The sequence below is a fragment of the Phyllobacterium sp. 0TCS1.6A genome, assembly GCF_026420825.1.
GTDB lineage: Bacteria > Pseudomonadota > Alphaproteobacteria > Rhizobiales > Rhizobiaceae > Phyllobacterium.
Genome location: NZ_JAPMAB010000007.1, coordinates 23,058 through 37,552 on the forward strand (window position 1 = coordinate 23,058; position 14,495 = coordinate 37,552).

At 61.8% G+C, this 14,495-nt stretch carries 15 protein-coding genes; 11 read left to right on the plus strand and 4 right to left on the minus strand.

The window, feature by feature from the left end:
• Positions 1-157 precede the first annotated feature (157 nt).
• The 3 genes from OSJ75_RS15280 (at position 158) to OSJ75_RS15290 (ending at position 2,871) form a co-directional block, all read left to right on the plus strand.
• Positions 158-1,228 carry a porin gene (locus OSJ75_RS15280; RefSeq protein ID WP_267228639.1) on the plus strand — a complete coding sequence of 357 codons (1,071 nt, stop codon included), beginning with the start codon at positions 158-160 and terminating at the stop codon, positions 1,226-1,228.
• A gap of 203 nt (positions 1,229-1,431) precedes the next feature.
• The gene (locus tag OSJ75_RS15285) at positions 1,432-2,091 is read left to right on the plus strand and encodes a BON domain-containing protein (protein WP_267228640.1); all 660 of its coding nucleotides are present in this window, start codon (positions 1,432-1,434) and stop codon (positions 2,089-2,091) included.
• Positions 2,092-2,226: 135 nt separating this feature from the next.
• Positions 2,227-2,871 carry a 50S ribosomal protein L21 gene (locus tag OSJ75_RS15290; protein WP_267228641.1) on the plus strand — a complete coding sequence of 215 codons (645 nt, stop codon included), beginning with the start codon at positions 2,227-2,229 and terminating at the stop codon, positions 2,869-2,871.
• Here OSJ75_RS15290 and OSJ75_RS15295 read toward each other — a convergent pair.
• Positions 2,860-3,750, minus strand: coding sequence for an alpha/beta fold hydrolase (locus tag OSJ75_RS15295; protein WP_267228642.1), 891 nt, complete (start codon positions 3,748-3,750; stop codon positions 2,860-2,862). The genes OSJ75_RS15290 and OSJ75_RS15295 overlap by 12 nt on opposite strands.
• Positions 3,751-3,755: 5 nt before the next feature.
• Entirely contained in the window at positions 3,756-5,861 is a 2,106-nt protein-coding gene (locus OSJ75_RS15300) for a lytic transglycosylase domain-containing protein (RefSeq protein WP_267228643.1), read from the minus strand.
• A gap of 262 nt (positions 5,862-6,123) precedes the next feature.
• On the opposite strand from OSJ75_RS15300, the gene dapA reads away from it, so the two are divergent.
• Both dapA and smpB read left to right on the plus strand, forming a co-directional pair.
• Positions 6,124-7,005 carry a 4-hydroxy-tetrahydrodipicolinate synthase gene (dapA, locus tag OSJ75_RS15305; protein WP_250014533.1) on the plus strand — a complete coding sequence of 294 codons (882 nt, stop codon included), beginning with the start codon at positions 6,124-6,126 and terminating at the stop codon, positions 7,003-7,005.
• Between the two features lie 31 nt (positions 7,006-7,036).
• Positions 7,037-7,525, plus strand: coding sequence for an SsrA-binding protein SmpB (smpB, locus tag OSJ75_RS15310; protein WP_250014530.1), 489 nt, complete (start codon positions 7,037-7,039; stop codon positions 7,523-7,525).
• Here smpB and OSJ75_RS15315 read toward each other — a convergent pair whose 3' ends face one another.
• A complete protein-coding gene (locus OSJ75_RS15315; RefSeq protein ID WP_267228644.1) occupies positions 7,526-8,185 on the minus strand; it encodes a uracil-DNA glycosylase in 660 nt (219 codons plus the stop codon).
• A 72-nt stretch (positions 8,186-8,257) separates the two neighbouring features.
• Complete coding sequence (locus tag OSJ75_RS15320; protein WP_250014526.1) at positions 8,258-8,833, minus strand: NYN domain-containing protein; 576 nt, start codon at positions 8,831-8,833, stop codon at positions 8,258-8,260.
• A 372-nt stretch (positions 8,834-9,205) separates the two neighbouring features.
• On the opposite strand from OSJ75_RS15320, the gene rpoZ reads away from it, so the two are divergent.
• From rpoZ to lepB, 6 genes are all read left to right on the plus strand, one after another.
• Complete coding sequence (gene rpoZ / locus OSJ75_RS15325; RefSeq protein ID WP_250014524.1) at positions 9,206-9,607, plus strand: DNA-directed RNA polymerase subunit omega; 402 nt, start codon at positions 9,206-9,208, stop codon at positions 9,605-9,607.
• 155 nt (positions 9,608-9,762) lie between these two features.
• Positions 9,763-11,982, plus strand: coding sequence for a RelA/SpoT family protein (locus OSJ75_RS15330; protein ID WP_250014522.1), 2,220 nt, complete (start codon positions 9,763-9,765; stop codon positions 11,980-11,982).
• Positions 11,983-11,995: 13 nt separating this feature from the next.
• Positions 11,996-12,574, plus strand: coding sequence for an orotate phosphoribosyltransferase (gene pyrE / locus OSJ75_RS15335; RefSeq protein ID WP_250014521.1), 579 nt, complete (start codon positions 11,996-11,998; stop codon positions 12,572-12,574).
• A 60-nt stretch (positions 12,575-12,634) separates the two neighbouring features.
• Positions 12,635-13,195: a DUF2062 domain-containing protein gene (locus tag OSJ75_RS15340; RefSeq protein WP_250014520.1), complete on the plus strand. Its 561-nt coding sequence runs from the start codon at positions 12,635-12,637 to the stop codon at positions 13,193-13,195.
• On the plus strand, positions 13,192-13,605 hold the full coding sequence (acpS, locus tag OSJ75_RS15345) for a holo-ACP synthase (protein ID WP_267228645.1): 414 nt from the start codon (positions 13,192-13,194) through the stop codon (positions 13,603-13,605). The genes OSJ75_RS15340 and acpS overlap by 4 nt, the downstream gene beginning before the upstream one ends.
• A 96-nt stretch (positions 13,606-13,701) precedes the next feature.
• Entirely contained in the window at positions 13,702-14,490 is a 789-nt protein-coding gene (gene lepB / locus OSJ75_RS15350; RefSeq protein WP_267228646.1) for a signal peptidase I, read from the plus strand.
• Positions 14,491-14,495: the final 5 nt, after the last annotated feature.

Sequence of the window (14,495 nt, forward strand, 5' to 3'; positions counted from 1 at the left end):
GACATTCGCTGTTGAAAGAGTAGCGCTGCCGAGTATGGTCAATCGAGAGGAAGGGCGTTATCCGCATTTCTTCTGAGACTTAGGGGATGGGGGCAGGTTGTCCTTCAGCCAAATTGGAATGCCCAGACCCATTTTTAACTTTGACTGGAGGTCAGAAATGAACATTAAGAGCCTTCTTCTCGGCTCAGCTGCAGTTCTCGTTGCAGCAACCGGTGCACGCGCTGCCGATGCAGTCGTCGTTGCCGAGCCGGAGCCCGTTGAATACGTTCGCGTTTGCGACACGTACGGCGCAGGCTTCTTCTATATTCCGGGGACCGAAACCTGCCTGAAGATCAGCGGTTACGTACGTTACGACGCCAAGGCTGGCGACGATGCCTACACTGGCTTCGAGCGCGACACCTGGGCAAAGCGCAGCCGTGCAACTCTGCGCGTCGACGCTCGTAACGAGACCGAGCTTGGCACGCTGCGTTCGTACGTCGAACTGCGTTACAACTTCGACGATGGCGCCAATGCCGACTCCGTCGAGCTGAACAACGGCTTCATCGAACTCGGCGGCTTCCGCGTCGGTGCAACCGACTCGCAGTTCACGTCGTACCTCGGCTACCTCGGCGACATCATCTCGGATGACGTCATCGAGCCAGGCGGTTATGTTACCAACCAGATCAGCTACACCTTTGCCGGCGGCAATGGTTTCTCGGCCACGATCGGCCTGGAACAGGGTGACGATGCTGGCTTCAACTCCTACTACGGCTCAAGCGACAACTACGTAATCGACGATTACATGCCGCACGTCGTTGCCGGTGTGAAGTTCGACCAGGCTTGGGGCATGATCGGTGCCGTTGCCGGTTACGACGCTCTTTCCGAAGAGTGGGCTGGTAAGGTTCGCGTTAACGTGAACTTCACCGACACCATCTCGGCTTGGGTACAGGGTGGCTACAAGTCCAATGGCGACGAATACCGCAACAACTACTTCGGTCGTTGGAATGGTGACTTCGCTGTCTGGGGCGGTCTCGCTGCCAAGGTTTCCGAAAAGGCAACCTTCAACATCCAGGGCGCATACGAAGACGACGGCACGTTCGCTGCCGCTGCCAACGTAGCTTACGAGCTGGTTCCTGGCTTCGTAATCACCCCGGAAATCAACTACACCAAGTTTGATGGCGATCGTGCTGACGTTTCCGGAAGCGACGACGCTTTCCAGGGCATCATCCGCTTCCAGCGCAACTTCTAATCCTTTCACGGATTATTGTTGAAAGAAGCCCGGCAGTGAAAACTGCCGGGCTTTCTTTATTCCGTGCCGCGAGTTGAAATTGCCGGGCACATGCGGCAGAACCTTGCTTCGTGACTTTTGGAGTTATGGGCCGCGCCGGGCGGCCAGGGGTCATGGGGCCGCGCCGGGCGGCCGGGCTGCGGCGATAGGGATAATAATGCGACATGCGCTCGATAGTTAGCTGGTTCTGGCCGGGGCTCATCACCATTGGCCTGCTGACCGTGCTCGCCGGCTGGTTTCTGGCCGGGCCGATCGACGAAAGGATAACGGCGGCGGCGACGACGGCACTGGAAGCGCAGCCCTGGGCCAGCGTGGAGGTCGATGGCCGCGACCTGATCCTCAAGGGCGTCGCGCCTTCGCCTGAAGATCTGGCGGCGGCGGTGCGGCTCGCGGATGAAACGCCGGGCGTGCGCATCGTCGACAACCAGACCACGCTGCTGCAACTGGCCGATCCATTTACCTTTGCCGTGACGAAATCCGATGATGGCGTGCTGCTTTCGGGCAATGTGCCCTATGGCGACATGCGCGCCAGGGTGCTGGATGCCGCCGAACTGGCCATGCCCGGCATTGAAATACTGGACGAACTGGCCGTAGCGCGGGGCGCGCCGGCGGATTTCCTCGACATGGCGAATTTCGCCCTCGTGCAGGCGGCGCAGCTGATCAATGGCGAGATCGAAATATCCGGCTCCGTCCTCACCATCCGCGGAGCCGTGGCTAATGCCGCAGCCCGCGCATCGGTGACGGAGGCGCTCCGGGCGGGGATTCCTGGACAATTGAGCCAGGGAGACATTAACCTGACGGTTCAGAATTCCAACGGCGGATAGGGGGATGTCGGCATGCTATATCTCATGGGGCAATTATGGCTGTTTCTGATCGTGGCGCTGCTCGTCGGCTTCTATGTCGGCTGGGCAACCCATGACGGGCGTGGCGCCTGACATGATGCGGGGAGTATAAACGCCATGGTCATGTTTCTTCTGCAATCGCTGTTTCTCATCGCCGCCGCCTTCGTGATCGGCGCCGTCATCGGGCGCTTCTATCGGCATTTTTCACCCGGACAACCGTCTGCCGCCGCGGATTCGACCCGTGCCGCCGATGCTCGCCTTGCCGCCCGCGGCGCCTTGCCGACAGCCGCCGAGGACGTGCGCAAATCGGCGGCGGACGCCGCTGCCATGGTTCCGCCGGCGGAGCCGGTGCCGCCAAAGCCGCTCAAGAGCCCGCCTGCAAAGCGGAAAACGCCGCAGGTCCAGGAAAAGCGTTCGCATCCGCGCCAGATCGAGGCCAACAAGCCCTCGCTGCTGGCCAAGGCGCGGCGCGGCAAGGCCGACGACCTCACCCTCATCGACGGCATAGGCCCGGCGATCCAGACCCGGCTGCATGGTATCGGCGTGTTCCACTTTGACCAGATCGCCAGCTGGAATGCCGAACAGGCGGCATGGATCAGCGACGAGATCGGCTTTTCCGGCCGGGCGACGAGGGAGAAATGGCCGCAACAGGCGGCGGGTTTCGTCAAGACCATAGCGCCGAAGGCAAGCGTGGCGCCGAAGGCAACGGCAAGCACCGCCGCGCCGAAAGCCGCAAAACCTCAGCGGAAATCAACGAAATAGATCGATATCCGCGCAGAATTGCGAAATCCGGGCGGGAATCTCTCCCGTTTCGAGCAGCGGCGCATGGCCCTGGCCCGGAACTTCCAGATATTGCATGGAGCGATGCAGCCGCCGCATCTCGTCCACGGTCTCACGCGTGACGAGGCTCGTATTCTCGCCGCGCACCAGCAAAAGCGGCAGCTGCGCCATCAGCGAGAATTGCGGCCACAGATCCGGAAGCTTCGCGCCGAAGTCGATGCCCTGCAGCGTATTGCGCAGTTGCGGATCGTAATCCGGGACGATGAAACCATCGTCCTCGCGGTAGATCGCCATGGCGAAGCGGTTCCAGTCGGCGGCGTCCAGGGCCGGAAATGCCGCGCCGTGGACCTTGCGCTGCTGCTCGGCCGCCTCGGCCCAGCTGCGGATCGGGTCGGACGGGACGGAGAGGTAGTGCGCAATCTGCATCAGGCCGGCCGGGCTGATCTCCGGTCCGATGTCGTTCAGTATGACGCCGGCGATCATGGCGGGCGCCATTGCCGCCAGGATGTGGGTGATCAGGCCGCCGCGCGACGTGCCGAGGAAGATGGCGCGCTCCAGGCGCAGGCTGGCAAGGCCGGCCAGTATGTCCCCGGCCTCGACGCCGACATTGTAGTTCGTCCAGACCGGATCGTAACCGGAACGGCCCCGGCCGCGATAGTCGAAGGCCACGACCATGCGCGGCCTCTCGGCCTGATTGGCGAGATGAAACGCCAGTTCGTGAAAATCGCGGCTGTTGCGGGTAAGGCCCGGCAGGCAGACGAGCGGCAGGCCCGCATCGCCGCCGCTTGCCGGGTAGATGCGGGCATAGAGGTCCAGCCCGTCGGCGGCCTTGTAGAAATGGTCGCGACAGGGCTGCGCCAAAGCTCCTAGCTCCGACCGGCCGTCAGGTCGCTCTCGATCCGGGCCTTGCCGGTCAGCCGCGCCTTGTAGACCTGGTAATTCTCCATGACGCGCTGAACGTAATTGCGGGTCTCGGTATAGGGAATGCGCTCGATCCAGTCGACGACTTCCTCGACGCTCTTGCCGCGCGGATCGCCATAGCGTGCCTTCCACTCATTGGCGCGCGTCGGCCCGGCATTGTACCCGGCAAAGGTCAGCACATAGGAACCGTCGAACTTGGCGATCTGCTCGCCGAGGAATTTCGCACCGAGCGTCGCATTGTAGGCCGCATCCGTGGTGAGGCGCGACTGCGAATAGGACATGCCCGCACGGGTTGCAACGCCCTTGGCCGTACCAGGCAGGAGTTGCAAGAGGCCGCGGGCACCCGCACTCGACACTGCGCCGGGGTTGAACTCGCTTTCCTGCCGGGCGATGGCATAGGCGAGGGCGGCGCCGGAGCCGGAAATATTGGCATTCTCGGGAATGGCGCCGATCGGATGCGACAGGGCCCCGACGTCGATGCCCCGCTGGGCCGCCGCCTTGCCGACGCGCAAGGCGACGAAATGATTGTTCTTGCGCTCCGCCATGACCGCGAGGAGGGCGAGTTCGCCCGGACTGTCGAGTTCCTGTGCCAGGCTCGAATAGAGCAGGGCGGCGCGGGAATCATAGCCTGCCTGCTCCAGCCGCTGGATGGCGCGCACGGCTTCGCGCTGGGCAAACCGGTTCCGTTCCGCATCCGTCGGGCGCGGATAGGGCAGTTGCAGCCCGGTCTGGCCAAGCTTGGCGGCTGCGAGCTGGCCGTAGAAGGTCGTGCCGTAATGGGCGGCGCGCGCATAATAATCGCGTGAATTGCCGCCGGCGCCTGCCTCGGCGGCGCGGCCGAGCCAGTAATAGGCGCGCGAGGCGGACATCGGCCGCGAGGAGAGTTCGGCGATGCGGGCGAAATGGCGATGGGCCGTACGCGCATCGCGCAGTGCCCGCAGCGCATACCATCCCGCATGGAATTCGGCATCGGCCGCCACCACCGGCGTCTCCGCGACGTGCATTGCGGCAACGCGATAGGCGCGCTTGGCATCGCCGATATCGAGAAGCTCGCGCGAAAGCACGCGCCGCTCGGTCCACCACGCATCAGGATCGACCAGCGCGGCGGCATTGCGCGGCGCGGTATTGATCACATCGGCGGCTTCCTTGAACTTCTCCTGGCGGCGCAGATATTGCGCCTTGGCGAATATATAGGCCGGGTTGCCCTTCCAGCTCTCGTGCACGGCAGCGAGCTTCTTGCCGGCATCGGGCGATTTCTTCAGCACCGCCGCAAAAGCCTGGTACAGCGATTCCGCGTTGGAAAGCCCGGCGACCCGCCCGGCGGATTTCACCTTGCCCTCATAGAGCATGGTCAGCATCCGCATCAGATGGTCTTCGCGGGCGATGACCTGCGAAAACTCCTTGAGGATCGCCGCTTCCTGGCCGTCATCCAGCTTCCTGGTGCGCCAGAACGGCCCGAGAACCTGCCGGGCCCTCGCTGTATCGCCATTTGCGACATGGGCGCGGGCAAGGATGATCATGCCCTCGGGCGTCTGCGGCCTGGTATTGCCGAAGGCGTTGATGACGGTCGCGGCCGGCGGGTTCTCCTTGAAAAGCGCCCGCTCGGAATTGCTGCGGAATGTCGCCATTCCCGGCCAGCCCGGCAGTTCCGCCGCCGCTCTCGCGATCTCGGAACTCGGCAGGCCCGGCGCGTTCGACAGCCCGATCGCCCAGGTGAGGATATGGCGGTCGAGGGCGTTCTGCGGCAGGCCGTTGCGGATGGCGAGCGCGCGGCGCACATCTCCGGAAGAGAGCGCATCGAGACCGCTTTTCAGGCTCCCGGCCACAGCGGTCGGGCTCGAAGGCGGCTTGATGGCCGAAGTCGTCACCGGGTCTGGCGGCGTCACGGCCTGGATAGCCGGACTGACGCGCGTTTGTGTCGGCGCGAAGGGCTTCAGGGTCGGCACCGGCACGGCTGCCGGCGGTGTTGGAGCCTGGGCGTGCGCGGTCAATGCCGCAGCCGGAAGGCCAAAGCCAAGAATGACGGAACGCAGAACAAGTTTTCTCAGCATACGGGCTACCAAATTCACGAAAGCGGGTCTTGAACGTCCCGCTCGGCGAGACGTAGACAGACAATAATGGCGGACCTATGAAAGCCTTCTTAACGGAACCTTACCGCGACAAGTAGATTGCAATCTTTCACTTCTGGCAAGTTGATAGTTTTCATCAAGGAAATCAACTTGTGCCAGCGGGCCTGCGCGATTATGGTGCGCCACCTTACGACCGTTCTGGTTTGAAACTGGCGGTTCGCATCATCAATACTCGGAGTTACCCATGCTGAAAGGCTCAATCACCGCACTCGTCACGCCATTCCTCGACAATGGTGCCTTCGACGAAAAAGCCTTTCGCGCCTTCGTATCCTGGCAGATCAGCGAGGGTACCAACGGCCTCGTTCCCGTCGGAACCACGGGTGAATCGCCGACGCTTTCCCACGCGGAGCACAAGCGCGTGGTCGAAGTCTGCATCGAGGAAGCCGCCGGGAAGGTGCCGGTCATCGCCGGCGCCGGCTCCAACAATACCCGCGAGGCGATCGAACTCGCCGAATTCTCCGAGAAGGCCGGCGCGGACGCCATCCTCGTCGTGACGCCCTATTACAACAAGCCCAGCCAGCGCGGGCTCTACGAGCATTACAAGGCGATTGCCCAGGCGGTATCGCTGCCGATCATTATCTATAATATCCCCGGCCGCTCCATCATCGACATGACGCCGGAGACGATGGGCAAGCTTTCGAACGAATTCAAGCACATAGCAGGCGTGAAGGATGCGACCGGCAAGATCGAGCGCGTTTCGGAACAGCGGATCACCTGCGGCAAGGACTTCATCCAGCTTTCGGGCGAGGATGCGACGGCGCTCGGCTTCAACGCCCATGGCGGCGTCGGCTGCATTTCGGTGACGTCGAATGTCGCGCCGCGGCTCTGCGCCGAGTTCCAGGCCGCGACCTTGAGCGGCGACTACCCGGCCGCGCTGGAGATCCAGGACAAGCTGATGCCGCTGCACAAGGCGCTGTTCCTCGAGCCCAATCCGGGCGGGCCGAAATATGCCCTGTCCAAGCTTGGCAAGATGCAGAATGCGCTACGCTCGCCGATGGTGCAGATCGAGGCGGCGACCGCGGCCCGGATCGACGATGCCATGCGTCATGCGGGGCTGGTCAACTGACAAAAGGCCACGCAGTGCCTATATAGATCGCATGAACAAGCCAAAAACTGCCTCAAAGACACCGACGGTTCGCAAGATCATTGCTGAAAACCGCAAAGCGCGCTTCAATTTCGAGATTCTCGACACGATAGAGGCTGGCATCGTCTTGCAGGGCACGGAAGTGAAGTCGCTGCGCAACAACCAGTCGAACATTGCGGAAAGCTATGCGAGCTTCGAGAATGGCGAGTTCTGGCTGATCAATTCCTACATTCCGGAATATCTGCAGGCCAATCGCTTCAATCACGAGCCGCGCCGCCATCGCAAGCTGCTGGTCAGCCGCCGCGAAATGGCGCGCATGGCGCAATCGGTCGATCGCGAAGGCATGACCATCGTGCCGCTGAAGCTTTATTTCAACGATCGCGGCAGGGCCAAGCTGGAACTTGCGGTTGCGCGAGGCAAGAAATTGCACGACAAGCGCGAGACTGAAAAGCAGCGCGACTGGAACCGCGAGAAATCGCGTCTGCTGCGCGACCGCGGCTGATCAGGCCTCGTTCTCGATCCCGTCGAGATAATCCCGCACATTGGCGAAGACGCTGCGGAACATCTGTTCCGTCAGCCGTCCCGTATTGGTGTTGTAGCGCGAGCAATGATAGCTGGAGAACAGCCGGACGCTGCCGATGTCGCTCTGGCCGCCATGGCTGAAAGGATGCCTTGCCACCGGCCGCGCCATGGCCCGCACGGTCGATTGATGCGCGATCGTGCCGAGCGTGACGATGGCGCGCAAGCGACCGAACCGCCCGATCGTCGGCGTGAGAAAGCGCCGGCAATTGCTGATCTCGCCGCCGACCGGCTTGTTTTCGGGCGGCACGCAGCGCACCGCATTGGTGATCGCCGCCCCGATCAGCTCCAGCCCGTCATCGGGGCGGGCAGCGAACTTGCCGCGCGAGAAGCCGAATTCATCCAATGTCCCATAGAGCAGGTCGCCGGCATAGTCGCCGGTGAACGGGCGTCCGGTGCGGTTGGCGCCGCGCAGGCCCGGCGCGAGGCCGACGATGAGAAGCCTGACCGAATCCGGTCCTTCGACCGGCAGGAAGGTCGGGACGGGGGCATTGTGCCAGCCCGGTTCTTTCAAGCGCCAGCTGGCGATGAAATCATGGAGCCGCACGCAGATCGGGCAATCGGGGGAGGGTTCGACACTCATGTGCCGTTAAAAGCACAATGCCGGACGGTTTTCCATGCGGCATTTTCCGGCGGCATTTTCTGGATGTGCCGATCAGTAGTCGGCCTGTTCTTCCTCGACCCTCTGGCGCTGCACGCGTTCGCTCGTTTCGCGGCCGATTTCGGTGCGCAGCGAGGTGAGGTCGATGAAGTGGTCGGCCTGGCGCCGCAGTTCGTCCGAGATCATCGGCGGCTGGGTGGAAAGCGTCGACACGACGCTGACCTTGCGGCCCTTGCGCTGGAGCGCCTCGACCAGCGAGCGGAAGTCGCCATCGCCGGAGAAGATGACGAAGTGGTCGACCGTATCGGTCAGCTGCATGGCATCGACGGCAAGCTCGATGTCCATATTGCCCTTGATCTTGCGGCGGCCGGCGGAATCGGTGAATTCCTTGGCAGGCTTGGTCACGACCTTGTAGCCATTATAGTCGAGCCAATCGATCAGCGGCCGAATGGATGAATATTCCTGGTCCTCGACGAGCGCCGTGTAATAATAGGCGCGAAGCAGGTAACCGCGCTTTTGAAAAGCTGCCAGAAGCTTGCGATAATCAATATCGAAACCGAGTACCTTTGAAGCTGCGTAGAGATTTGCACCGTCGATGAACAAGACAATCTTTTCACGGGGATCAAACATAATATGGTTCCATTTCGAAAATTCGAGCGTCAATTCAAATGAGCTTGATCTCTCAAGTAGCCCGATCTGATCTTATACGAAAGTCTTAATATATCAGTAGGGCGACTTGTCGCAAATGCCAATACCCATTGCGCTAAATTTGTACAGATAACTGGACATAGCTGTTAAATGTTCCGTGAGGAAGTGAATTAGCCGTGACCAGGTCCTGTGGGCCATCGGTCGATCACGCCGTCCGATGGGTTTGCACGGCGAATTGACCGGTGGCGGCGGCACGAATCCATGTTGATTTGAGCGCTTTTACTTGTTTTTTGCCGGCAACCGCGTTATGTGCGCATTAATCCGCCAATTCTTGAAAAATGAAAGGGGCAGTTCATGGCCCGCGTCACTGTTGAAGATTGCGTTGACAAGGTAGAGAACCGCTTCGAGCTGGTGCTGCTGGCAAGTCATCGCGCCCGCCTGATTTCGCAAGGCGCCGCGATCACCGTCGACCGCGACAATGATAAGAACCCGGTTGTCGCCCTGCGTGAGATCGCAGACGAGACCCTGTCTCCCGGCGACCTGAAGGAAGACCTGATCCATTCGCTGCAGAAGCATGTCGAAGTCGACGAGCCCGAAGCAGCCGCCGCAGCGCCCCAGCTGATCACTGCCGAAGGCGAAACCGTCGAGACGGCGAGCGACGCCGACGACAATGTTTCCTTCGACTCCATGTCGGAAGAGGAACTGCTTGCAGGCATCGAAGGCCTGGTGGCACCGGAAAAGAGCGACGATTACTGATCAAGTCGCGGTCAACGCGATAGCGGCCGCAAGGCCTTGATGCGTCGCACGAAACTGCGGCGCATTATTTTTGCGCATTGCCGCGCAAATGCCCATATAGACGGCGCAGATGCCAATCTGTGCCAGTATTAGTGTAATCCCGGAGGTGTGCGCCCATGATGCGTCAGTATGAGCTTGTCGAGCGTGTCCAGCGTTACAAGCCTGACGTGAATGAGGCGCTGCTCAACAAGGCATATGTCTATGCCATGCAGAAGCATGGTACGCAGAAGCGGGCTTCCGGCGATCCCTATTTCTCCCATCCTCTCGAAGTCGCGGCGATCCTGACGGACATGCACCTGGACGAGGCGACCATCGCCATCGCGCTGCTGCATGATACGATCGAGGATACTTCGGCGACGCGCCAGGAGATCGATACGCTGTTCGGGCCCGACATCGGCAAGCTCGTCGAGGGCCTGACCAAGCTGAAAAAGCTCGATCTCGTTTCCAAGAAGGCGGTGCAGGCGGAGAACCTGCGCAAGCTGCTGCTGGCGATTTCCGACGATGTGCGCGTGCTTCTGGTGAAGCTTGCCGACCGGCTGCACAATATGCGCACGCTGAACCACGTTCCCGAGGACAAGCGCCTGCGCATTTCCGAGGAGACGATGGACATCTATGCGCCGCTGGCCGGGCGCATGGGCATGCAGGACATGCGCGAGGAGCTGGAGCAGCTCGCCTTCCGCCATATCAATCCGGAAGCCTTCAATGCGGTGACCAACCGCCTTGCCGAGCTGATGGAGAAGAACCGGCCGACGCTGCAGCAGATCGAGACCGACCTTTCCACCCTGTTCGCCCAGCACGGCATCAAGGCCAGCGTCAAGAGCCGTCAGAAGAAGGCCTGGTCGGTCTTCCGCAAGATGGAGAGCAAGGGCCTCTCCTTCGAGCAACTGTCGGATATTTTCGGCTTCCGCGTCATCGTCGATACGGTCGGCGATTGCTACAATGCGCTCGGCATCATCCATACCACCTGGTCGATGGTGCCGGGGCGCTTCAAGGATTACATTTCGACGCCCAAGCAGAACGATTATCGTTCCATCCACACGACGATCGTCGGACCATCGCGGCAACGCGTCGAGCTGCAGATCCGCACGCGCGAGATGGACGACATCGCCGAATATGGCGTGGCGGCGCATTCCATCTACAAGGATCGCGGCAGCGCGCAGAACCCGCATGTCATTTCCACCGAGACCAATGCCTATGCCTGGCTGCGGCAGACCATCGAGGCGCTGGCCGAGGGCGACAATCCGGAAGAATTCCTCGAACACACCAAGCTCGAGCTTTTCCAGGACCAGGTGTTCTGCTTTACGCCGAAGGGGAGGCTGATCGCCTTGCCGCGCGGCGCGACGCCCATCGATTTCGCCTATGCCGTCCACACGAGCATCGGCGACAGCTGCGTCGGCGCCAAGGTCAATGGCCGCATCATGCCGCTCATGACCGTGCTGCATAATGGCGACGAGGTGGAGATCATCCGCTCCAAGGCGCAGACGCCACCAGCCGCATGGGAGGCGCTCGTTGTCACCGGCAAGGCGCGCGCCGCCATCCGCCGGGCGACGCGGCTTGCGGTGCGCAAGCAATATTCCGGCCTTGGCATGCAGATTCTCGAACGGGCCTTCGAGCGCGCCGGCAAGGTCTACTCGCGCGACGAACTGAAGAAGGGCCTGCCGCGCCTGGCCCGCAAGGAGATCGACGACGTGCTCGCGGCGGTCGGCCGGGGCGAATTGCCGTCCTCCGATGTCATGAAGGCGGTCTATCCGGAATATCAGGACGCGAAGCCCAAGCCGTCGGCGACGGAGCGCGAGGAGGGCTGGGTGAATTTCCGCAACGCCGCCGGCATGATCTTCAAGATGCCCGAGGGCGCGGAAGCGGCCGGCGTCGAGCCGGGCGGCCCGCAGGCGCTGCCGATCCGCGGCGCAAGCGCCGACATGGCGGTGCATTTCTCGCCCGAGGGCGCCGTGCCGGGCGATCGCATCGTCGGCATCCTGCAGCCCGGCTCCGGCATGACCATCTATCCGATCCAGTCTTCCGCGCTGATGGCCTATGACGACCAGCCGGAGCGCTGGATCGACGTGCGCTGGGATGTGGACGAGAGCCGCCGCGACCGGTTTCCGGCGCGCATCAGCATTTCCGCGATCAACGCGCCGGGTTCGCTGGCCGAGATCGCCCAGATCATCGCCGATAGCGAGACGAACATCCACAACCTCTCGATGGTGCGCTCGGCGCCCGACTTCACCCAGATGATCGTCGATATCGAGGTGTGGAACCTGAAACATCTCAACCGCATCCTGTCGAAACTCAAAGAGAGCAAATGCGTGAGCGATGCGCAGCGCGTGAATGGCTAAGCAAGGGGGCAACATGAACACCGAAGAAGTACTGGACGTCTTTCGCGAGGCAGGGGCCATCCTGCACGGCCATTTCATCCTGACTTCGGGGCTGCGCAGCCCCGTTTTCCTGCAGAAGGCCCGCGTTTTCATGCATGCCGACAAGACGGAGCGCGTGTGCAGGGGCCTTGCGCAAAGGATCAGGCAGGCGGAACTCGGCCCGATCGACTATGTGGTCGGCCCGGCCATCGGCGGCATCATCCCGGCCTATGAGACCTCGCGCCATCTCGGCGTGCCGGCGATCTGGGTGGAGCGGGAAGGCGGCACGTTCAAGCTGCGCCGGTTCGACATCGCCAAGGGCGCGCGCGTCGTCATCGTCGAGGACATCGTGACCACCGGGCTTTCCATCCGCGAGACGGTGACCTGCCTCAGGGAACTCGGCGCCGAAGTCCTGGCCGCCGCCTGCATCATCGACCGTTCCGCCGGCAAGAGCGAGATCGGCGTTCCTTTGATTGCGCTGGCGGAATATGAAGTTCCGGCTTATCCTGCCGACCAGCTTCCACCGGAGCTTGCCGCAATTCCGCCGGTCAAGCCCGGTAGCAGGAATATATAGCAGGACTATACGGACCTGCCGGGCCGGCAAGAGCCCGGGGCTGAAAGGGATGCGTTCAACATGCTGTTCAAGCAGCGACATAGGCCTGGAATAGGCGAGCGCCTGCGCCTCGCATTGTGGCCGCGCCGGTCTGTCAGCCGGTCGCTGCGCTATTTCGGCAAGCGCGTCCTGCGCCTGCGGGCTACGCCGCACGCCATTGCGGCGGGCTTTGCCTGCGGCATTTTCGCGGCCTTCATTCCGCTCCTCGGCATCCATATCGCGGTGGCGCTCGCCGTCGCATGGCTGATCGGCGGCAACATGGCCGCTGCCATATTGGGCACGACGCTGGGCAATCCGCTGTTTCTGCCGTTCATCTGGGCGGCAACGCTCGAAACCGGGCGCTTCGTCATGACCGGCAGCTTCAGCGGCGATCCGATGCCGGAGCATCTCGGCGCCATGCTGCATCATCTGGATTTCGGAACGCTCTGGCATCCGCTCTTCGAACCCATGCTCATCGGCGCGGTGCCGCTCGGCCTCGCCGCCGGCCTCCTGGCCTATTTCCCCGTCCGTTGGGCCGTTGCCGGTTTCCAGAACAAGCGGACGCCCGCCTGCCGGCTGCAAAAAATGGCTGAGACTTCATGATCATCGGAATTGGCAGCGATCTCATCGACATACGCAGGATCGAAAAGACGCTGGAACGTCACGGCCAGCGGTTCATCGACCGGGTCTATACACCGATCGAACAGGCCAAGTCCGAGCGCCGCAAACAGCGCGCCGCTTCCTATGCCAAGCGCTTCGCCGCCAAGGAGGCCTGCGCCAAGGCCCTGGGGACGGGGCTGTCGCAGGGCGTGTTCTGGCGCGACATGGGTGTCGTGAACCTGCCGAGCGGGGCGCCGACGATGCGGCTCGAAAACGGCGCGGCCCGGCGTCTGGAGAAGATCGTACCGCCGGGCCATACGCCGCGCATCCATCTGACCATCACCGATGATTTCCCGCTTGCACAAGCATTCGTGATCATCGAAGCGGTTGAAACTTCGAAAATCGAAGAATAGCCGTAATCAAACGCCAAAGAGCGCGATTGAAGCGCATTGCCCCGCGGGCCCCCAGCGGCTAAGAGAGGCAAATTCAGTTATGGAGATATGTGAAGCGTGAGCGATAAAGCTGTTGTAAAGAATTCCGGTGGTCTCGGCGAGACGATCAGCGTTATCGTGCAGGCGCTCCTGCTCGCACTGGTTATCCGCACGCTCCTGTTCCAGCCGTTCAACATTCCATCGGGATCGATGCGCCCGACGCTGCTGGAGGGTGATTATCTCTTCGTCTCGAAATTCTCCTATGGATATTCGAAATATTCGATCCCGTGGTCGCCCAACCTGTTCTCCGGCCGTATCTGGTCCGGCGAGCCGCAGCGCGGCGATATCGCCGTGTTCCGCAAGCCCAGCGATACATCGCTCGATTTCATCAAGCGCGTGATCGGCCTGCCCGGCGACCGTATCCAGATGCGCGCCGGCGTGCTCTACATCAATGATGTCGCAGTGCCGCGCGAGAAGGTCGGGCAGATCAGCAATCCCGATGTCACCGCATCCAACCAGCCGGTCGATGTCTATCGCGAGACGCTGCCGAACGGCATCACCTATGACACGCTCGACCTGTCGCCCAATGGCTACAGCGACGATACGCGCGAATTCGTCGTCCCCGCCGGACATTATTTCATGATGGGCGACAATCGCGACAATTCCAGCGACAGCCGCGTGGATGCGTCCGAGGGCGGCGTCGGCTATGTGCCGCTGGAGAATTTCATCGGCCGCGCCAATGTCATCTTCTTCTCGATCGCCGGCAGGACGAGCCCGCTGGCCATCTGGCGCTGGCCTTCCGAGATCAGGTTCGACCGCTTGCTGCACAGTGTGAATGCGGCTCCGAATTCGGTCGAGAACAATTGACACGC